General features: G+C 67.8%; 18 protein-coding genes, 2 tRNA genes and 1 pseudogene. 11 read left to right on the top strand and 10 right to left on the bottom strand.

Translation table 11 applies throughout. The features are described from left to right. Position 1 precedes the first annotated feature (1 nt). Both lptG and lptF read right to left on the bottom strand, forming a co-directional pair. Positions 2 to 1,123 (bottom strand): LPS export ABC transporter permease LptG, encoded by a 1,122-nt coding sequence (gene lptG / locus PARN5_RS0110275; protein ID WP_017999687.1) that lies wholly within the window; start codon positions 1,121 to 1,123, stop codon positions 2 to 4. Further along, positions 1,120 to 2,253 (bottom strand): LPS export ABC transporter permease LptF, encoded by a 1,134-nt coding sequence (lptF, locus tag PARN5_RS0110280; RefSeq protein WP_017999688.1) that lies wholly within the window; start codon positions 2,251 to 2,253, stop codon positions 1,120 to 1,122. Before lptF ends, lptG begins: the two co-directional genes overlap by 4 nt. Positions 2,254 to 2,395: 142 nt before the next feature. Here lptF and PARN5_RS0110285 point away from each other — a divergent pair, with 142 nt between their 5' ends. Continuing rightward, positions 2,396 to 4,009 carry a leucyl aminopeptidase gene (locus tag PARN5_RS0110285; protein ID WP_017999689.1) on the top strand — a complete coding sequence of 538 codons (1,614 nt, stop codon included), beginning with the start codon at positions 2,396 to 2,398 and terminating at the stop codon, positions 4,007 to 4,009. After that, on the top strand, positions 4,009 to 4,458 hold the full coding sequence (locus PARN5_RS0110290) for a DNA polymerase III subunit chi (RefSeq protein WP_017999690.1): 450 nt from the start codon (positions 4,009 to 4,011) through the stop codon (positions 4,456 to 4,458). Before PARN5_RS0110285 ends, PARN5_RS0110290 begins: the two co-directional genes overlap by 1 nt. Before the next feature lie 148 nt (positions 4,459 to 4,606). On the opposite strand, the gene PARN5_RS0110295 is transcribed toward PARN5_RS0110290, so the two are convergent. Further along, positions 4,607 to 5,182 (bottom strand): TIGR02281 family clan AA aspartic protease, encoded by a 576-nt coding sequence (locus tag PARN5_RS0110295; protein ID WP_017999691.1) that lies wholly within the window; start codon positions 5,180 to 5,182, stop codon positions 4,607 to 4,609. After that, positions 5,182 to 5,793 carry a MarC family protein gene (locus tag PARN5_RS0110300; protein ID WP_017999692.1) on the bottom strand — a complete coding sequence of 204 codons (612 nt, stop codon included), beginning with the start codon at positions 5,791 to 5,793 and terminating at the stop codon, positions 5,182 to 5,184. Before PARN5_RS0110300 ends, PARN5_RS0110295 begins: the two co-directional genes overlap by 1 nt. Positions 5,794 to 5,953: 160 nt before the next feature. Here PARN5_RS0110300 and PARN5_RS0110305 point away from each other — a divergent pair, with 160 nt between their 5' ends. From PARN5_RS0110305 to PARN5_RS0110325, 5 genes are all read left to right on the top strand, one after another. Then, positions 5,954 to 6,277, top strand: a complete 324-nt coding sequence (locus PARN5_RS0110305) for a twin-arginine translocase TatA/TatE family subunit (RefSeq protein WP_026155325.1) — start codon at positions 5,954 to 5,956, stop codon at positions 6,275 to 6,277. A 13-nt stretch (positions 6,278 to 6,290) separates the two neighbouring features. Further along, positions 6,291 to 6,761, top strand: coding sequence for a Sec-independent protein translocase protein TatB (tatB, locus tag PARN5_RS0110310; protein WP_017999694.1), 471 nt, complete (start codon positions 6,291 to 6,293; stop codon positions 6,759 to 6,761). An 18-nt stretch (positions 6,762 to 6,779) separates the two neighbouring features. After that, on the top strand, positions 6,780 to 7,649 hold the full coding sequence (gene tatC, locus PARN5_RS0110315; RefSeq protein ID WP_017999695.1) for a twin-arginine translocase subunit TatC: 870 nt from the start codon (positions 6,780 to 6,782) through the stop codon (positions 7,647 to 7,649). Then, positions 7,642 to 8,484 (top strand): ATP-binding protein, encoded by an 843-nt coding sequence (locus PARN5_RS0110320; protein ID WP_017999696.1) that lies wholly within the window; start codon positions 7,642 to 7,644, stop codon positions 8,482 to 8,484. The genes tatC and PARN5_RS0110320 overlap by 8 nt, the downstream gene beginning before the upstream one ends. A 233-nt stretch (positions 8,485 to 8,717) precedes the next feature. Continuing rightward, positions 8,718 to 8,794, top strand: a tRNA-Met gene (locus PARN5_RS0110325). A 52-nt stretch (positions 8,795 to 8,846) separates the two neighbouring features. Here PARN5_RS0110325 and PARN5_RS23440 read toward each other — a convergent pair. After that, a complete protein-coding gene (locus PARN5_RS23440; RefSeq protein ID WP_081614951.1) occupies positions 8,847 to 9,554 on the bottom strand; it encodes a hypothetical protein in 708 nt (235 codons plus the stop codon). Positions 9,555 to 10,240: 686 nt separating this feature from the next. After that, on the bottom strand, positions 10,241 to 11,725 hold the full coding sequence (locus tag PARN5_RS0110330; RefSeq protein WP_017999697.1) for an inorganic phosphate transporter: 1,485 nt from the start codon (positions 11,723 to 11,725) through the stop codon (positions 10,241 to 10,243). Positions 11,726 to 11,820: 95 nt separating this feature from the next. Here PARN5_RS0110330 and PARN5_RS0110335 point away from each other — a divergent pair. Beyond that, positions 11,821 to 12,183, top strand: a pseudogene (locus PARN5_RS0110335) (AMP-dependent synthetase); the annotation flags it as partial. A gap of 188 nt (positions 12,184 to 12,371) precedes the next feature. Beyond that, positions 12,372 to 13,595, top strand: coding sequence for a GTP-binding protein (locus PARN5_RS0110345; protein ID WP_017999700.1), 1,224 nt, complete (start codon positions 12,372 to 12,374; stop codon positions 13,593 to 13,595). A 70-nt stretch (positions 13,596 to 13,665) separates the two neighbouring features. On the opposite strand, the gene PARN5_RS0110350 is transcribed toward PARN5_RS0110345, so the two are convergent. Further along, positions 13,666 to 15,306: an alpha-amylase family protein gene (locus PARN5_RS0110350; RefSeq protein ID WP_017999701.1), complete on the bottom strand. Its 1,641-nt coding sequence runs from the start codon at positions 15,304 to 15,306 to the stop codon at positions 13,666 to 13,668. A gap of 84 nt (positions 15,307 to 15,390) precedes the next feature. Between PARN5_RS0110350 and PARN5_RS0110355 the strand changes: the two genes are divergently transcribed. Together PARN5_RS0110355 and PARN5_RS0110360 are read left to right on the top strand one after the other, a co-directional pair. Beyond that, the gene (locus PARN5_RS0110355) at positions 15,391 to 15,774 is read left to right on the top strand and encodes a sensory rhodopsin transducer (RefSeq protein WP_017999702.1); all 384 of its coding nucleotides are present in this window, start codon (positions 15,391 to 15,393) and stop codon (positions 15,772 to 15,774) included. Then, complete coding sequence (locus PARN5_RS0110360; RefSeq protein ID WP_017999703.1) at positions 15,771 to 16,760, top strand: TIGR03885 family FMN-dependent LLM class oxidoreductase; 990 nt, start codon at positions 15,771 to 15,773, stop codon at positions 16,758 to 16,760. Before PARN5_RS0110355 ends, PARN5_RS0110360 begins: the two co-directional genes overlap by 4 nt. A 21-nt stretch (positions 16,761 to 16,781) precedes the next feature. Here the strand turns inward: PARN5_RS0110360 and PARN5_RS0110365 are convergent, their stop codons facing one another. From PARN5_RS0110365 to PARN5_RS0110375, 3 genes are all read right to left on the bottom strand, one after another. Continuing rightward, positions 16,782 to 17,504, bottom strand: coding sequence for a DUF72 domain-containing protein (locus PARN5_RS0110365; RefSeq protein WP_017999704.1), 723 nt, complete (start codon positions 17,502 to 17,504; stop codon positions 16,782 to 16,784). 118 nt (positions 17,505 to 17,622) lie between these two features. Continuing rightward, positions 17,623 to 17,817 (bottom strand): DUF6538 domain-containing protein, encoded by a 195-nt coding sequence (locus tag PARN5_RS0110370; protein ID WP_017999705.1) that lies wholly within the window; start codon positions 17,815 to 17,817, stop codon positions 17,623 to 17,625. Positions 17,818 to 17,978: 161 nt separating this feature from the next. Beyond that, positions 17,979 to 18,054 (bottom strand) — tRNA-Ala (locus tag PARN5_RS0110375). Between the last annotated feature and the right edge of the window lie 187 nt (positions 18,055 to 18,241).

Genomic DNA, 18,241 nt, shown 5'->3' on the forward strand with positions numbered 1-18,241 from the left:
ATCATCCGTCCTCCAGCCGCAGAAGTGCCCCGAGCGCGAAGAGCAGCGCCACCACCGGCGGTGCCCAGCCGGCCAGAACCGGCGGCAGCCCGCCATTGTCGCCCAGCACCTGCGCCAGGTTGCGCAGGAAGAACAGCCCGATGCCGCAGCCAAAACCCGCCAGCACCAGAAGCCCCATCTTGCGCCCGCGCATATGGCGCATGGCGAAGACGGCCGCAATGGCCACCATCGCCGCCATCAGCAGGGGCCGCGCCAGTTCCATCTGGAACCAGACCTTGTGGCGCTGGGCGGAAAAGCCCGCGCGCTCCAGCCCCTTGATGAAGGTCGGCAGCTGCCAGATCGGGATCGCCTCGGGATTGCCGAAACTGTCGCGGATGCGGGCGGCGGTCAGGTCGGTCGGCAGCTCCATGGCTGCGGCGGTGCGGGCCATGGCCTCGGGGTTGGGCTGGCTCAGCGGCCATTCCTTGACCTGGCTCAGCTGCCAGGCGCCGTCGCCCAGCCGCGCCTCGGCCGCGTCGATGCGGCGGCTGGGGCCGGTGCCCTCGGCAAAGACGGTGAAGGTGGCGTCGTAAAGCGTGGTCGCGTCCGGGCTGGCACGGCTGGCCTGGATCACCACCTGGCCCATGGTCTCGGTCCCGTCCGGCGCGCGCATCGGCAGCGCCTGGCGCAGCCAGACCGCATTGGCGCCGACGCTGATGGTCTGGCCGCCGCCGCTCTTCATCCGCGCCACCGCGTCGTCATAGCGTTTCGAGGTCGCGGCCACCATCGGGTTCAGCACCGCCACCGCCAGCATGCCCACCAGCGCGGCGGCGATGGCGGGCGCCGCCAGCACCCGCAGCCCCGACCGCCCCGAGGCGCGGATCGCCACCAGTTCGGAGGTGCGCGACAGGCCCAGGAACAGCGCGATCCCGGCCAGCACCGTCATCAGCGGCATGATCGAATAGAAGCTCGCGGTGATGTTCAGCAGCGACAGCACGGCGGCGCCCGACAGGCCGATGGCCTCGTCGGAAAAGCGGCGGATCTGCTCGACGATGTCGATCAGGAACAGGATGGCGCCGAAGATCAGCGCGATCATCAGGAACATGCGCAGGAAGCGCCGCGCGACATAGGCCGACAGGATCATGCGGGCGCCCCCCTGCCGGCGCCGCGCGCACCCCGCGGCCGCGCGGCCAGCCACAGCGCCGCGACGCAGATCGCCGCCCCGACCAGCGGCGAGACATAGATCAGCGGCCAGCGCGAGGCGTCGCCCGCCACCTGGTTCTCGGCCGCCGTGCTCAGGAATTGCACCACGATCAGCGCCACGACCGCCCACAGCACCTGCTTCCAGACCCCGAAGCGGCTGAAGCCGCCCAGCAGCAGCATGGCAAAGCCCAGCATGGCCGCGACCGGCGCCTGAAAGGGCTTGGCCAGCCGCTCATGCGCCTCGGCCCGGGCCTTGTCGACGGTGGCGCCGGTCTCGGCCAGCAGGGCATCGTCGGGGTCGAGCAGCCGCAGCGTCGAATAGGCGCGCAGGTCGCGCTTGCGGGCGGTGTTCGGGTCGATCAGCGTGCCGAGGTCATAGGTCAGCTCGGAAAAGCGCGTGACCGACAGGTTCTGCGTCTCGCCGGTGCGGCGCAGGTTCTGCACCATGCCCTGCATCATCACCAGCCGCGGTCCGGCCTCGGTTCGCACCACCAGCGCCTCGGCGGCGGTATAGGTCACCTGCTCGCGCGGGTTGCGGGCGTCCTCCAGGAAGAAATAGACCAGCCGGCCATCCGCCGCGATCTCGCTGATATACAGCGTCACGCCGCGCACCGGATACTGGAAGCTGCCGGCGCGCAGGAATTGCGCGGTGACGTTCTGCGCGATCTCGGCCTGGCGGTCGGTCAGCCGGGCGCGGGCCAAGGGCACGATGGCATGGACCAGCAGCGCCACCATCAGTCCGACGGTGACACCAAAGACCAGCACCGGCCGCGCCAGCCGCCAGGGCGACATGCCCGCGCTTTGCATCGCCACCAGCTCGGATTCCGAGGACAGCCGGTTGGTGCCATAGGCGCTGGCCGCGAAGGCCGCGATCGGCAGCACGACCGAAATCACCAGCGGCAGCGTCAGCGCGGTGAACTCCAGCACCACCAGCGCGGTCTGCCCGTCCGAGATCAGCTGCTCGAACAGCGACACCGCCCGGTTGATCCAATAGACCGAGACCAGCACCAGCGCAAAGAACCCGAACAGGGTCAGGAACTGTGTCAGGATATAGCGGTCGATGCGGGGCATGGCGGCTTTCACGGGCTGCGGTCTCGGGGCTCGGACCCCGTTTGATTAGCCGCTGCGCGAACATTGGGAAAGCCCCGGCTCTGGTCAAGCGCGCGCCGGGTGACTAGTTTCCGCCCATCGGATCAACGCGAAAGGCAGGATCATGACGCACCCGGTCGAAATTTCCTTCACGGCGACGGAGGTGGCCGGGCTGGCCGCGCATCCGGGACGCATCGCCATCCTGGTGCCGCAGACCGGGCGGCTGCCGGGCGGCCTGCCGCGCGCGGCGCGCGAGGCGGCGGCCCGCGCGCTCCAGTCCGACGCCTGGAAGGCGGTGAAGCCCGGCAAGGCGCTGGAACTGGCCTTTCCCGCCGGCATGCAGGCCGAGGCGTTGCAGCTCGTGTCGCTGCCCTCGGGCGCGGATGCCCTGACTGCGCGCAAGGCCGGGGCCGCCATCGGCGCCAAGCTGGGCAAGTCCGACGCGCTGGTGCTGGCCGGCAGCCATGCCCGCGCCGCCGAGGTGGCGCTGGGCCTGGCGCTGCGGGCCTATGACTTCTCGGCCTACAAGACCAGAAAGACCGGGAACGGCGATACCGACGCCGAGCCGCCCGAAGCCGAGACGCCGGCCGAGCCCGCCGCCTCGACCAGCCATACCGGCGCGGCAAGCGACGCGCGGCTTTCGGATGCGGCCGGGGCGACGGAGCCCGTGACCGAGTCCGCGCCCGGCGAAAAGCCGCGCGGCAAGGTCACCTTCATGCACAAGGATCCCGAGGCGCTGGCCCGCTCGGCCGCCGAGGGCGCGGCGCTGGCCGAGGGCGTGTTCTTCACCCGCGATCTGGTGAACGAGCCGGCGAACGTCCTGACCACCAGCGATTTCGCCGACCGCCTGCTCGCCATGCGCGAACTGGGCCTCGAGGTCGAGGTGCTGGACGAGGACGAGCTCGCCAGGCTCGGCATGCGGGCGCTGCTCGCGGTGGGGCAGGGCTCGGAAAGCCCGTCCAAGGTGGTGGTGATGCGCTGGAACGGCGGCGCCGAGGATGCCGCGCCGCTGGCGCTGGTCGGCAAGGGCGTGGTCTTCGATACCGGCGGCATTTCCATCAAGCCGGCCGCCGGCATGGAAGAGATGACCATGGACATGGGCGGCGCCGGCGTCGTCGCGGGCGTCATGCGCGCCCTGGCGCTGCGCCGCGCCCGCGCCAATGTCGTGGGCCTGGTCGGCCTGGTCGAGAACATGCCCGACGGCAAGGCCCAGCGCCCCGGCGACATCGTCGCCTCGATGAAGGGCGACACGATCGAGGTCATCAACACCGATGCCGAGGGGCGCTTGGTGCTGGCCGACGTGCTCTGGTATGCGCAGGACCGCTTCAAGCCGGCCGCCATCGTCGATCTGGCGACCCTGACCGGCGCCGTCATCATCGCGCTGGGCCATGAGAACGCCGGGGTCTTCTCGAACGACGACAGCTTCGCCGAGGCGGTGCTGGCCGCCGCCCGGTCCGAGGGCGAGGGCGCCTGGCGCCTGCCCCTGGGCGCGGCCTATGACAAGCTGATCGATTCGCGGCTGGCGGATATCAAGAACACCGGCGGCCGGGCGGCCGGCTCGATCACCGCGGCGCAGTTCCTGCATCGCTTCGTCGCCAAGGGCACGCCCTGGGTGCATCTCGACATCGCCGGCGTGGCGCTGCCGCCCTCGGCCACCGACCTGGCGCCGAAGGGGGCCAGCGGCTGGGGCGTGATGACGCTGGACCGGCTGGTGCGCGACCGTTTCGAGACGAAGTGATGGGCGCGGCCCTGTTCTATCACCTCACCCGCTCGGGGCCCGGGCAGCTCTTGCCGATGCTGATCGGCAAGAGCCTGCAGGCCGGCTGGCGGGTCGAGGTCCGGGGCAGGGACCGTGCCCGTCAGGCGGGCCTGGACGAGAGCCTGTGGCTGGGCGAGGGTTTCCTGCCGCATGGGCTGGCCGGCGGGCCGCATGACGCGCGCCAGCCGGTGCTCTTGACCGTCGAGGGCCAGGCGGCCGGCAATGCGCCGCGCTGCCTGATCGCGCTGGACGGCGCCGGGGTCGCGGGCGGCGAATGCGCCGGGCTCGAGCGGGTCTGCATCGTCTTCGACGGCACCGACCCCGAGGCGCTGGAGCGGGCCCGGGCGCAATGGCGCGAACTCAAGGCCGCGGGCGTCGAGGCGGAATACTGGTCCGAGGCCGGCGGCCGCTGGGAACGCAAGCAATAGATCCGGGCCGGGATCGTTCTTTCTTGTCCAAATATCCCGGGGGAAGCGCGGAACGCGCTGGGGGCAGCGCCCCCCTTTTGTTCATCGCCGCGCCGGGGGCTTTGCGCCCCCGGACCCCCGCAGGATATTTGGACAAGAAAGAAACCGGTCAGCGCTCCAGGATCAGGCGGTTGCCCTCGATGCTGACGCGGGCGAAGCGCGCAAGATAGGACATGCCCATCAGCGACTGGTCGAGGTCGCTGCGCAGCACCATGGCCGGGACGCGGCTGTCGCGGATCTCGCCCAGGGCGAGGCTGTCGAGGGTCACGGGGGCGGTTTCGATGATGCCGTTGGCGGTGCGGGCCTGGCCGACATAGGCCAGCGCCTCGGGGTCGATGCCGACGCGGGCCGCGTCGCGCGGGCCGAGCGCGATGCTGCTGGCGCCGGTGTCGATGACGAAGCGGACCGGGGTGCCGTTCACCTGCGCCGTCAGGTGGAAATGGCCGTCATTGCCAAGCGGCACCTCGATCCGGCCGCCCTCCAGCATGCGGGCCTGCGGCGCGACCGCCTGGCGGATGTCGCCCCAGAGACCGGCAAGCGCGATGGCGCCGAGAAAGATCAGCCCCCAGGCCGCCGCCTGGCGCAGGATCTTGCCGGGGCGGGCGCGCAACTCGACCAGCAGGAAGCCGCCGACCGCGATCAGCAGAAGCACCAGATAGGCCGCGCGGCCGAATTCCTCGCCCATCAGAACAGCCCCGTCCCCTTGAGCCCGTCGATCACGAACTGGATCGACAGCGCCGCCAGCAACATGCCGAAGAGCCGCGTCACCACCATGGTCCCGGTCCGGCCCAGCAGGCGCGCGATCGGCCCGGCCATGGCGAAGAAACCCGCCGCGATCCCCAGCACCGCCAGCATGACCAGGTGGATGACCAGCGTATGGGCCGGGCTTTCGTTCTGCCCGACCAGCAGGATCATGGTGGCGAGCGCCCCCGGCCCCGCGACCAGCGGCGTCGCCAGCGGAAAGACCGACGGGTCGTCGTCCTCGTCCCTGGCCTGGCCCTCGCGCCGCTCGGTCCGGCGCTCGAACAGCATGTCGAGCGCGGTCAGGAACAGCAGGATCCCGCCCGAGATGCGGAAGGCGGGCAGCGAGATGCCGATGCCGCGCAGGATCGATTCGCCCGCCAGGCCGAAGAGCGTCAGCAGCCCCGCCGCGATGGCCAGCGCCCGCCAGCCGACGCGGCGGCGGTGTTGCGGCGACATGCCGCGGGTCAGCGCGATGAAGAGCGGCGCCAGCCCGACCGGGTCGATGACCACGAACAGGGTGACGAAGGCGCTGATGATCTGGGTCGTTTCCATGGCGGGGCCAGTATCGCCCGCTTTGCGCGCCGGGGGAAGCCGGGCCGCGCCTGGCGCGCCCGGATCACGGAATTGGGGGTTTCGTGGCGGCCGATCCGCCCCTATATCGGGTGGGTACGAACACGCGGGGCTTCCTGGTCCTGCCACGGAGGTTAAAGACATGCACGCACCTTCTCCCATGGCGCTGCTCCTGATCGCGATCGTCGTCCTGGTCCTGTTCGGCCGGGGCAAGGTCTCGTCCCTGATGGGCGAGGTCGGCAAGGGCATCACCGCCTTCAAGAAAGGCGTCAAGGACGGCGCCGAAGAGATCGACGCCGCCGCGAAGGGCGAGGTCAAGGAGGTCGAGCTGAAGACCGGCGAGGACATCGAACGCGCCCGGGCCGAGCTGGCCGCCGAACGGGCGCGGCTGGATGCCGAGCGCGCCCGCCTTGCCGCCGACAGCACGCTGCGCGACGTGACGCCGACCGATCAGACCAAGCTCTGACGCCAGCAAGCGCATGTTGGACATCGGCTGGAGCGAGCTGCTGCTGATCGGCGTGGTCGCGCTGATCGTCATCGGCCCCGAAGACCTGCCCAAGCTGTTCCACACGCTGGGCCGCATCACCGCGCGCGCCCGCTCGATGGCGCGCGAATTCAGTTCCGCCATGGAGGATGCCGCCAAGGCCTCGGGGCTGGACGACGCCGCCAAGTCGCTGAAGGACGTGAACGCGCTGGGTTCGAAACGGGCGCTGGGCCTGGACGCGCTGGAGCGCGCCACCGAGCGGTTCGAGAAATGGGATCCGCTGAATCCCAGGGACGAGGCGCGCCAGGCCGGGCCGGTCCCCGATCCCGGGGCGCCCACCCCCGCGCCGGCCTTGGCCGAGGCCGAGCCGCACAGGATGGTGGCGGCCGAGCCGCCCGGGGCGCCGGTCGAGGGGCGGCGGCAGCTTCATGCCGTGCGGCGCTCGGACCGCGACCAGCAAGACTGACAGGAAGGGCCCCGCGCCGTGGCAACGAAATCCGCCAAGCCGGACGATATCGACGACAGCTCGGCTCCGCTGATCGAGCATCTCAAGGAATTGCGCACCCGGCTGATCTGGTCGGTGCTGGCCTTCGTCGTGGCGATGATCGTCTGCTATTTCGTCTGGAACCCGATCTTCGACTTCCTGACCCAGCCGGTCTGCACGGCGCTGGAAAAGCGCGGCCAGACCTGCGGGCTGATCCTGCTGAAGATGCAGGAGGGCTTCTTCGTCGCCATGCGCATCGCCTTCTTCGGCGGTTTCGTGCTGGCCTTCCCGGTCGTGGGCTACCAGCTGTGGCGCTTTGTGGCGCCGGGGCTTTATCGCAGCGAAAAGAACGCGCTGCTGCCCTTCCTGGTCGCTTCGCCGGTGATGTTCCTGATCGGGGCGGCCTTCGCCTATTACATCATCCTGCCCTGGGCCTTCGACTTCTTCCTGGGCTTCCAGCAGGGGCCGCTGGCGCTGCCGGACGACCCGGCGGGCGCGGCCACGGCCACCGCGGCGGCCGGCGCGACCGCCGCCGCCAAGGAGCCCTGGGCCGGCATCGTCTTCCAGGGCTCGGTCGAGGAATACCTGACCCTGACCACCAAGTTCATCCTGGCCTTCGGCCTGTCGTTCCAGTTGCCGGTGGCGCTGACGCTGATGGGCAAGGCCGGGCTGGTCAGTTCCGAGGGGCTGGGCAGCGTGCGGCGCTATGCCATCATCGTCATCCTGGTGCTGGCCGCCATGGTGACGCCGCCCGACGTCATCAGCCAGATCGTGCTGTTCTCGGTGATCTATGGGCTTTACGAGGTGTCGATCTTCCTGGTCCGCCGCATCGAACGCAAACGCGAACTGGAAGAGCAGGCCGATGTCTGAGACCCTGATGACCCGCATCGCCGAGGCCTTGGAGCGCATGGCGCCGCCGCCCGCGCCGGCGCCGAGCTTCACCGAAGCCACGGCCTATGTCTGGCAGCCCGACCCCGACCGGCTGCTGCCGGTACCCGAGGTCAGCCGGGTCGAGTTGGTGCAGCTGATCGGCATCGACCGCGCCCGCGACACGCTCCTGGCCAATACGCTGCAATTCGCCCGCGGACACGCGGCGAACAACGCGCTGCTCTGGGGCTCGCGCGGCATGGGCAAGTCCTCGCTGGTCAAGGCCGTGCATGCCGAGGCGGTGCGCCAGGGCCTGCCGCTGGTGCTGGTCGAGATCGCGCGCGAGGACCTGGGCTCGGTCGGCCGGCTGCTGGCGATCCTGGGCCGGGCGCGCGATCGGCGCTTCGTGCTCTTCTCGGACGACCTGTCGTTCAGCCATGACGACACGCAGTATAAATCGCTGAAGGCGGTGCTGGACGGCGGCATCTCGGGCCGGCCCGAGAACGTGATCCTCTACGCCACCTCGAACCGGCGCCACCTGATGCCGCGCGACATGATCGACAACGAGCGCTCGACCGCGATCCATCCCGGCGAGGCGGTCGAGGAGAAGGTCTCGCTGTCGGATCGCTTCGGGCTGTGGCTGGGCTTCCACCCCTGTTCGCAGGACGAATACCTGGCCATGGTGCGCGGCTATTGCGACGCCTATGGCCTGTCGATCGGCGAGGAGGAGCTGCGCGCCGAGGCCATCGAATGGCAGGCGACGCGCGGCTCGCGCTCGGGCCGGGTGGCCTGGCAGTTCTTCACCGACCTGGCCGGGCGCAAGGGCATTTCCGTCTGAGTTTTCATCGGCCTGGCCCTGGTGGGGCCGGCTGCCGGCGTGGCGCGGCCGCGACCGGTTTCCTTGGGTATTTTCAGAGCAAAGAAGCCCGGGCCGGATCGCTTGCCCGGGGTTTCCGGGTATTTGGGAAACGGTGAAGGAGGGGCGCGGGGCGGGGGCGAAAAACTTTGCCGAAATGCGGGGAGAGGCCCTTGACGGCCCCGGCGGCACGCCGTAAATCCCTCGCACTCCGTGGCGGAGTAGCTCAGCTGGTTAGAGCAGAGGAATCATAATCCTTGTGTCGGGGGTTCAAATCCCTCCTCCGCTACCATAAATCTTTGATTTTTTTGGTAAATTAGGCGCAGCCGCAATCTGCCCGCAAATTACCCGTGTCGAACGAAAGACCGACGGGCCGTTATCGGCCCATTGCTACGGCTCCATGCTTCAATCACAATCTTGACCTTCTCGGGGTCAACACCAAGCGTTTGCGCCAAACGTCGCTTCGCCTCTGCGATGGTCAATGGCGCTTCATGGTGCGGCGTAGAAGCTTGAACCAGGGGTTCGGCGGTCGCTTCGTCGTCCACGTCACCTAACTTCACGCCAAGAAGGGGCTGCTTGCCAAGCGCAATGCCGCCACCAATCGAAGACGGCGCGTCGGGGGCTTCGGCAACGAACATCGAAACCCAAACGCCGCGCCCAAGGGGAATGCTATGCCCCGCGTCCAGCCTTGCACGATAAGCGCGGTCGAAACGTTCTCGCATTTTATCGCCGTTCACCATGTAGACCAAGCCGCGCTTCGGGCAGTCCTTATCATCAACGGTGACGGTTACGACGTAATCCACATCGTCCAGTGTGACCCATCCGCTATCGTCGTCGTTCCGTGGGAAGGCAATCCATGTGTCTTGCGTCGTGCGAATGGAAACCGTGTGCTGTTCGGCCCCTTTCACGATCCTACGAACGCTGGACTTGCCGATGCCCTGGATGCCTTGGATGCGCTCGATGCGCCAGCCCGCTTGCTCAAGCGCGCGTTCCCCTAGCGCAAAAAGTTTGCGGCGGTTTGTTACCTTCTCAGGTGTTTCGTAGCGGAACAAACAAAAAGCCCGCCAGCGGGGCGGCTGGCGGGCAGGAATCGGCGTGCCCGATCATGGGTGGAACGACGCGGCGCTATCGGGTGAGGCAGTGCCAACCACGACGCCCCGACCAATCTCAAAGCACGGGCAGTCCTCCAACCGCGAACGGGAAGGCCTAGAGCGGCGGCGCCAGCAGGCCCCGCGCATCAAGGTCCGGGGTTTGCAATCCCGGCCGGAAACTATGTCCTTGCCCTTCGGGCGGGGTATCCTCGGCGGCTGTGTCGATTGCCTGCGTGAGATCGGCAGCACGCCTTGCGCGACGACACTTGAAAGGTCCGCGTGCGGCTGCCGTCAATGCCTACATGGACCAAAAGCGCCATAGGGGGCCGCGCTTCATCGTGCCGCCGGTCCATAGACGCCGATTCTTCGATGATGAGGCGAGCCGGCATCGTTGCAGAAGTCAGGGACTGAACGAGCGGCCCGGCCCCCTTCCCCGTTGATCTTATGCTACGCCCTGTCCAATCCGCGTCCCCGCATTGCCCCGGTCGAACTGGTCGCGCCTCGGCCGGGCGGGGGTCAAGTCCGGCCTCCGGGCAGGGAAGCCGTTGCCCTTGTCGTCGGTGACGTCCGTGGCCGGCGAAAGCCTCTGTCGCGCGGATCGGCCGAGAGCCTTGACGCCGCAGCCCCGACACCGGCCGTCCGGCCGGTCAGACCGGGATCTGCCGCAGGAGCAGGAACAGAAGCGCCGACAAGAGCGCCGCGGCGGGAACGGTGACGACCCATGCCGCCCCGATGGTCAGCACATGCAGCCTGCGCACCAGCTTGCGGCGGCGGCGCTCGTCCGCCGGGATCGACTCCGGCCTTGGCACGGCCATCCGGGCCTGCTTCAGGCGCCGCTCGGCGTCCCATTCGCGGAAGAAGCCCACGCCGAAGATCGCGCCGATCGCGATATGGGTCGAGCTGACCGGCAGCCCCAGCGCACTGGCGATGATGACCGTCACCGCCGCCGACAGCGCGACGCAATAGGCCCGCATCGGGTTGAGCTTGGTGATCTCGTTTCCGACCATGCGGATCAGCTTGGGACCGAACAGGCTCAGCCCGAAAGAGATCCCGAAGGCGCCGATCAGCATGACCCACAGCGGGATGGCCACGTCGCCGTTGAAGTTTCCGGTCGTCACGGTCTGCACGATGGCCGCCAGCGGGCCGACGGCATTGGCGACGTCATTCGCCCCATGGGCAAAGCTGAGCAGCGCCGCCGAGGCGACCAGGGGAATGCCGAACAGCACCTTCAGCGACTTGTTGCGATTCTCCAGCCCCTCGGACTGGCGGCGGGTGACCGGGATCATCAGCAGCCAGGAGCAGAACCCCGCCAGCAGGCCCAGCAGCAGCGCCGAGCGCATCGAGATCTCGACCAGCTGCTTCAGCCCCTTCATCGCCAGATAGGCCGTGAAGGCCCCCGCCATGATGCCGACCAGGATCGGCACCCAGACCCGCGCCGCCGCGATCTTGTCCTCGCGATAGACGATGCGGCTCTTGATCAGCCACAGGAACGCGGCCGCCACGAAGCCGCCCATCACCGGCGAGATGACCCAGCTTGCCGCGATCGCCAGCATCTGTTCCCAGTTGACCGCGCCGAGTCCGGCCCCGGCGATGCCCGCGCCCACGACCCCGCCGACCACGGCATGCGTGGTCGAGACCGGCGCGCCGATCCATGTCGCGAGGTTCACCCACAGGGCCGAGGCCAGCAGCGCCGCCATCATCGCCCAGACGAAGGTGGCCGGCGTATCCAGCGCCTCGGGCGCGACGATGCCCTTGGCGACGGTCGAGACCACGTCGGCGCCGGCGATCAACGCGCCCGCGCTTTCGAAGATCACGGCGATGACGATGGCCCCGCCCATGCTGAGCGCGTTCGCCCCGACCGCGGGGCCCATGTTGTTGGCCACGTCATTGGCGCCGATGTTCAGCGCCATATAGGCGCCGAACACGGCCGCGGTGACGACGACCAGCATCTCGCCGCTCTGCCCCAGCAGCATCCCCGCAGCCAGCCCGGCCAGGATGATGAAGACGAGCGCGATGCCGGGCGCCACCAGCGGCCGCGAGACATAGGCGGCAGCCGCTTCGAGATTGGCGAAGCGGCCGAGATCGCGGTCCAGCGTTTCGAGGTGTCGGGGCTCGAGATCCTTGTCAGACATGTTCCGCCTTTCTGTTCCGCCGGGTGCTATGGAGGAATCGGCCGTCTGGCAAGATGGATCTGACGACAAGGCGCACAGTGCGCCGATCATGCGCGATCACCTGTCCGCTTCATGCCGGGAAAGCTGGCTCGCCGGGCCGGGCGGTGGGCAACCAGGTGGCGATCCTGTCGCCCGACCGGCGCCCGCTGCCGCCCGGAGCCGAGGACGAGATCGCCGTGCGCGGGCCCAATGTCATGCGCGGCTATCTGGGCGACCCGGCCGCGAGTGCCGCCGCGCTGACCGCCGACGGCTGGCTGCGCACCGGCGACCTGCGCCGGATGGACGCGGAGGGTTACGTCTTCGTCACCGGCCGCCTGACGGAGCTGATCATCAAGGGCGGCGAGAACATCGCCCCGCGCGAGATCGACGAGGCGCTTTACACGCATCCCGACGTGATCGAGGCCGCGGCCTACGCCCGCAAATGCGCCCGCATCCAGCATAATCCAGGGAGGAGACATGCTAAGGGCTTACCCGCTTCAGGATGACGGACCGCGTTCTGTTCGTCATCTGCCGAGCGGATCAGGGCCTGATCAGACAAACGGCATTGCAGGTCTCGGTGATCCTGGCTATTTGGGTAATGTAATAATATTACATTCATGAGGACGCCATGCCGACCAGCCAGCAATCCCGCGACAAACGCCTGCCCGTGACTGTCCTGTCCGGCTTCCTCGGCGCCGGCAAGACCACGCTGCTGAACCACGTCCTGAACAACCGCGAGGGACGCCGCGTCGCGGTCATCGTCAACGATATGTCCGAGGTGAACATCGACGCCGACCTGATCCGCGACGGGGCGGGACTGAACCGGGCCGAGGAAAAGCTGGTCGAGATGACCAATGGCTGCATCTGCTGCACCTTGCGCGACGACCTGCTGCACGGCGTGCGCAAGCTGGCCGGGGAGGGGCGCTTCGACTATCTGCTGATCGAGGCCACCGGCATCGCCGAGCCCCTGCCGGTGGCCGCGACCTTCGATTTCCGGGATGAAAACGGCGACAGCCTGTCGGATGTTGCGCGGCTGGACACGATGGTCACGGTCGTCGATGCGATCAACCTCACCCAGGATTTCACCAGCGGCGATTTCATCGCCGAGCGCGGCGAAAGCCTGGGCGAGGCGGATGAACGGACCCTGGTCAACCTGCTGACCGAGCAGATCGAGTTCGCCGATGTGGTGGTTCTGAACAAGGCCACCGATGCCGGCCCCGAGCGGCTGGACCGGGCGCGCAAGATCGTGCGCGCGCTGAACCCGGACGCAAAGCTGATCGAGACGGATTTCGGCCGTGTGGCCGCCGATGCGATCCTTGACACCGGCCTGTTCGATTTCGACCGCGCGCATCTGCATCCGATGTGGGCGAAAGAGCTTTACGGCTTCGCGGACCATGTGCCCGAGACCGAGGAATACGGCATCTCCTCCTTCGTCTATCGGGCGCGGCGGCCGTTCCATCCGCGCAAGATCCACGCCTTCTTCAAGGGCGACCTGGCCGGCGTGATCCGGGCCAAGGGGCATTTCTGGATCGCGACCCGCCCGGACTGCGCGGTGGAGTTCAGCTTGGCCGGCATCGTCTCCTCGGTCGCGCCGCTGGGCGGCTGGTGGGCCTCGGTGCCGCGCGAACGCTGGCCGACCCATCCCGACAGCCTTGCCGAGATGGCCAAGACCTGGGTGGAGCCCTGGGGCGACCGGCGGCAGGAACTGGTCTTCATCGGCGCGGGCCTAGACCCCGAGGCGATAGGCCGTGCCCTGGACGATGCCCTGGTCATGGCCGACGGATTCACGCCGCAGGACTGGGCAAGCCTGCCCGACCCCTTTCCGCAATGGGGGCAGCGTCGCCTCGCCTGAGCGTGTTTGTCCAGGTCAGCCCCCTTGCTGCCGCTCCGCTTCCAGGCGCTGGTGCGACGGCAGCTCCCCCTTACGGGGGCGCCATCACTGGCCTCCAGCGCAGCCAGCGGAAATCATAGGGCGCCAAGCTGACCGAGACGTGATCCTCTTCGGGCGCGTCGCAGGCCGCGCCAAGCAGGGGCTGCGGCGCCTTATCGGTTCCCAGGCCGCGCAGCGCAAACCGCGCCTCGACCTTATTCGACGACAGGTTGTGCAATGTCAGGATATCTTCCTCGGGCGTGCGCCAGCCCAGGGCCAGAACCGCATCCTGGCCCGTGTCGATGATCCGGCATTCGCGCTGACCGATATGCAGGCAGCCGTGCCGGATCGCCGTCAGCTTGCGCAGATGCTCGAGGATCGAGCCTTCCTGGCCGTCCTGCGCCGCGACATTGACCTTTTCCAGGCGGAAGGGCCCATCCTCGACCATGGCCTGCACCAGCCGCGTCTTGCGCGCGGCCGAAAAGCCGCCATTGCGGCCGCCGGTCCATTGCATCGGTGCGCGGACGGCATTGCGGCCCTCGGCCGCCAGATCCTCGCCCATGCCGATCTCGTCGCCATAGCAGACCACCGGCACGCCGGGCAGGGCGAACAGCAGGCTGTAGGCCATCTTCAGCTTCGCGGCATTCCCCAGCATGGGCGCCAAGCGCCGCCGGATGCCGCGCCCGAAGATGCGCATGTCGTCACGCGGCGCGAAGCGGTCAAGCACCTGCAGCTTCTGGTCCGGGTCGAGCCTTTCAAGATCCGCCTCGTCCAGGTTGCGCAGGAAATTCGCCCATTGGCCGTTTGCGGGCTTGGGGGGCAGGCGGGCCAGCGCCTCGGCGATGGGAGCGGCCGTCTCGGTCGCCAGGGCGAGCATCAGATAATTGTTGAGGAAGAAGTTGAACATCATGTTCAACTGCTCGCCATCGAAGAAGCTGGCCAGCTTGGCCTCTTCTTCGTCGACTTCGCCCAGCACCATCGCATCGGGCTTGCGCCGCGTGATATGGCTGTAAAGATCGCGCAGCACCTGATGCGCCGGATCGCCCTTGCCCGAGGGATCAAGCGGATCCTCGATCAGATGCGAGGCGGCATCGATGCGGAAGCCGGCGATCCCGAAGCTGAGCCAGAAATCCGCGACGCGCTTCAATGCGTCCAGGACGGCCGGATTGCGATGGTTGAGCGCCGGCTGGAAATCGTAGAAGCGGTGGTAGTAATAGGCCCGGGCGGTCTCGTCGAAGGTCCAGACAGAGTCCTGCCGGCCCGGAAAGATCTGCCCCTTGCCCGGCGCGGGTTTCGGCGGCTGGTCGCTCCAGACGTAATAGTCGCGATAGGGTGAATCCTTGGCCTGGCGCGCGGCCTGGAACCAGGGATGCTCGTCCGACGTGTGATGGGCGACAAGATCCAGGACGACCCTGATGCCCTGTTCGCCGGCCCGACGGATGAATTCCTGGAACTGGGACAGCTGGCCGTATTTCCGGGCGACCCGGTAATAGTCGGTGATGTCATAGCCGTTGTCGCGATCGGTCGAGGGATAAAAGGGCAACAGCCATATGCAGTCGAAACCCAGGCTGGCCAGATAGGGCAGCTTGGCGCAAAGGCCGGGAAAATCGCCGATCCCGTCCTTGTCGGAATCGCAAAAGCGTTCCACGTCGACGCCATAGATGATGGCGTGCTTCCACCATTGCTCCTGCATGGTCCGCCCCTCTGCCCGCTGCAACTGTCACGGAACAATAGCGCGGCAAGCGCGGTTCCTTGTGCAGCAACCCGGGAGGACCGTATGCAGGCGATCGGAAAGCGGATCTGGGCCATTGCCGAGGGCTATATTCCCTCGGCCAGCCATGGCCCGGCGCCCGAGTTGACCAGCCACGAGGCGGCCTGCCTGCTGAATTGCGGCGATGAGCCGGCGCAGGTCGAGCTGATGATCTACTTCACCGACCGCGAGCCGGTCGGCCCCTATCTTGTCGAGGTGCCGGCCCGCCGCACGCTGCATCTGCGCTTCAACGATCTTGATACGCCACAGGAAATTCCCCGCGACACGCCCTATGCCTGCGTCATCCGCGCGGATCGGCCGATCGTCGTGCAGCATACGCGCCTTGACAGCCGGCAGGCCGAAAACGCGCTGATGACCACCATTGCCTATGGCGAAGGTCAGGCGGGATGACGAGCATCGGATACCACGCCTCGCATGAGCAGTTTGCCCCGTCCGAACTGCTGGATCTGGTGCAGCGGGCGCAGTCGGCGGGTTTCGATGCCGCGATGTCCTCGGACCATCTGGCGCCCTGGGGCGCCCGCCAGGGGCAATCGGGTTTCGCCTGGTCCTGGCTCGGCGCGGCCATGCAGGCGACCCGCCTGCCTTTCGGCGTGGTCACCACGCCCATCGGCCTGCGCTATCACCCGTTGCTGATCGCCCAGGCCGCCGCCACCCTGGCCGAGATGTTTCCCGACAGGCTGACTGTCATCCTGGGCAGCGGCGAGGCGCTGAACGAACGTCCCTTCGGCGCGGGCTGGCCGGGAAAGCAGGAACGCAGCGCGCGGCTGACGGAAGCCGTTGCGATCATCAGGGCGCTGTTTCGCGGCGAAAGCGTCACCTCCGACGGTTTCCATCGGCTCGAGGAGGCCCGGCTTTACACCTTGCCCGCGCGTCCACCCGCCTTGTTTGCCGCCGCGCTGACGCCCGAGACGGCCCGGCGCGCCGGCGACTGGGCGGATGGGCTGGCCACCATCGCCATGCCGCATGACAAATTGCGCGCGGTCATCGACGCCTTTCGCGACGGTGCCGGCGCCGGCCGGCCCGTGCATGTCCAGGTGCATCTTTCCCATGCCGCAAGCGACGCCAAGGCCGAACGGAACGCTTTGGAGCAATGGCGCACGAATGCGCTGCCGCCATCGGTGGCGGCCGAACTGTCCTCGCCCGCCATGTTCGACGATGCGGCCCGCCACCTACGCGCCGAGGATCTGTCCTCCAGCGTGCTGATGTCATCCGATCCTTCGCGGCATGCCGAATGGCTGCACCAGATCGCGGCGCTGGGGGTGGATCGCCTGCTGCTGCACAATGTGGGCCGCAATCAGCAGGAATTCATCGACACCTTCGGCGAAAGTGTCTTGCCGCTGCTGAAGTCGCCTCGGGCAGCTGGCCTGGTGGGATGAGCGCCCCGGCAACGCCAGGACTCACCGAACAGCGTCCATCAGCTCGAAAGCGTTCTGCGTGGCGGCGCCATGGGTGGTATTGTCGTAGATCGTCCAGGTATCGCGCCCATGCGTGGCCAGCGCAGCGACACGTTTCGCATGGTCCTGGACGGCATCCCGTCCATAGAGCGACTCGTAGATCCGCGGCGAGCCATGCAGGCGGAAATAGGCCAGACCGCGCCAGCCGCCGGGTTGCGCGGCCAGGGCCGGCTTGGCGGGGTCCGCCGCGACCCGCGACACCCGCCGCTGCTCCAGCATGTGGTCGACCTCCGGCCGGAACCAGCTGGCATGCCTCGGCTCCAGCACGACGGCGCCCTTGATCGCGGCCTGCAAGGCATCAAGGAAGCGTTCCGCGGTTTCGCCGGGATAGGCGAGGCTTGGGGGAAGCTGCACCAGGATCGGGCCGCGCTTGTCCCCCAGGCCGCTCGATTCCTCGGCGAAGCGGTCGATCAGCGCCTCGCAGTCCTTCAGGCGGTGCTCATGCGTGATCGCCTTCGGCAGCTTGACCGAGAAACGGAACCCGGAGGGCACGCTCGCCGCCCAGCGTTCGTATGTCGTGCGCCGGTGCGGCCGATAGAAGCTGCTGTTGATCTCGACGGCCGAGAAGCATGCGCCATAGCGTTCAAGATGCGTTCCCGCCGAGGGAAACCGTCCGGCAAAAGCGGAGGGGATCGACCAGCCGGCGACTCCGACGAAGATGGACATGGGCGGCTTTTCCTGCGGGCGAACGGCGGCCGGGTTGTCGGTTGGCGGACGATGGTCAAGCTAGCATGGCATCGGCCTCGAGCGCCATCGGATCGGCATGGCCCGGCATCGCGCCGCCTCACAGTGCCAATCGGCGTTGAAGAGCGCTCAGTTCGTCAACGAGGCTGGCCCGTTCCAAGGCGATCATGCGGCGGTGGGCTTCAAAGCGTTGATCCACCTCGACAGCCGCCAGACGGACCAGGGCCTCGGCATGATCCTTGGTCTTGAGCGAGAACACCTCGGCAGTCTTGGGGTAGCTGTCCCTGATGTCCATGGGGGGTGGCGCGGTGGTAACAGACCGCCCCACGGCGGGCCAAGCGGGTGTGTCGGGGCACGGCTATCGGCCTTTCCACTGTAACACCTTTCCGCGACACATGCCGGAATTCACCCAAGCACTGCTGGAAACTATTTATATTTCAACGCTTTGGGAGAATTTGGTGGAGCCAAGGGGAGTCGAACCCCTGACCTCTTGAATGCCATTCAAGCGCTCTACCAACTGAGCTATGGCCCCACCGGAGGTCTCGGGCGGCGTCTCCGTCGCCCGTGTGAGGGGTCGTATAGAAGGGCCGCCGAAGGGGTGCAAGCGGAAAAACACCCCGCGCCGGAAAAAATCCGAACATCCCCGCTTCCAACTGAAAAGAAACGCTTTTCCAGGCGCCCCCACAGGCGATGGAGGCGCGGCGGGCGCGCCTCCCGCC

The sequence above is a fragment of the Paracoccus sp. N5 genome (assembly GCF_000371965.1).
In the GTDB taxonomy this organism is placed as follows: Bacteria; Pseudomonadota; Alphaproteobacteria; order Rhodobacterales; family Rhodobacteraceae; genus Paracoccus.

Excerpts from the sequence above, each read along its gene's own strand:
- lptG (WP_017999687.1), bottom strand. The coding sequence starts at position 1,123 with ATGATCCTGTCGGCCTATGTCGCGCGGCGCTTCCTGCGCATGTTCCTG.
- lptF (WP_017999688.1), bottom strand. The coding sequence starts at position 2,253 with ATGCCCCGCATCGACCGCTATATCCTGACACAGTTCCTGACCCTGTTC.
- PARN5_RS0110285 (WP_017999689.1), top strand. The coding sequence starts at position 2,396 with ATGACGCACCCGGTCGAAATTTCCTTCACGGCGACGGAGGTGGCCGGG.
- PARN5_RS0110290 (WP_017999690.1), top strand. The coding sequence starts at position 4,009 with ATGGGCGCGGCCCTGTTCTATCACCTCACCCGCTCGGGGCCCGGGCAG.
- PARN5_RS0110295 (WP_017999691.1), bottom strand. The coding sequence starts at position 5,182 with ATGGGCGAGGAATTCGGCCGCGCGGCCTATCTGGTGCTTCTGCTGATC.
- PARN5_RS0110300 (WP_017999692.1), bottom strand. The coding sequence starts at position 5,793 with ATGGAAACGACCCAGATCATCAGCGCCTTCGTCACCCTGTTCGTGGTC.
- PARN5_RS0110305 (WP_026155325.1), top strand. The coding sequence starts at position 5,954 with ATGCACGCACCTTCTCCCATGGCGCTGCTCCTGATCGCGATCGTCGTC.
- tatB (WP_017999694.1), top strand. The coding sequence starts at position 6,291 with ATGTTGGACATCGGCTGGAGCGAGCTGCTGCTGATCGGCGTGGTCGCG.
- PARN5_RS0110320 (WP_017999696.1), top strand. The coding sequence starts at position 7,642 with ATGTCTGAGACCCTGATGACCCGCATCGCCGAGGCCTTGGAGCGCATG.
- PARN5_RS0110330 (WP_017999697.1), bottom strand. The coding sequence starts at position 11,725 with ATGTCTGACAAGGATCTCGAGCCCCGACACCTCGAAACGCTGGACCGC.
- PARN5_RS0110345 (WP_017999700.1), top strand. The coding sequence starts at position 12,372 with ATGCCGACCAGCCAGCAATCCCGCGACAAACGCCTGCCCGTGACTGTC.
- PARN5_RS0110350 (WP_017999701.1), bottom strand. The coding sequence starts at position 15,306 with ATGCAGGAGCAATGGTGGAAGCACGCCATCATCTATGGCGTCGACGTG.
- PARN5_RS0110355 (WP_017999702.1), top strand. The coding sequence starts at position 15,391 with ATGCAGGCGATCGGAAAGCGGATCTGGGCCATTGCCGAGGGCTATATT.
- PARN5_RS0110360 (WP_017999703.1), top strand. The coding sequence starts at position 15,771 with ATGACGAGCATCGGATACCACGCCTCGCATGAGCAGTTTGCCCCGTCC.
- PARN5_RS0110365 (WP_017999704.1), bottom strand. The coding sequence starts at position 17,504 with ATGTCCATCTTCGTCGGAGTCGCCGGCTGGTCGATCCCCTCCGCTTTT.
- PARN5_RS0110370 (WP_017999705.1), bottom strand. The coding sequence starts at position 17,817 with ATGGACATCAGGGACAGCTACCCCAAGACTGCCGAGGTGTTCTCGCTC.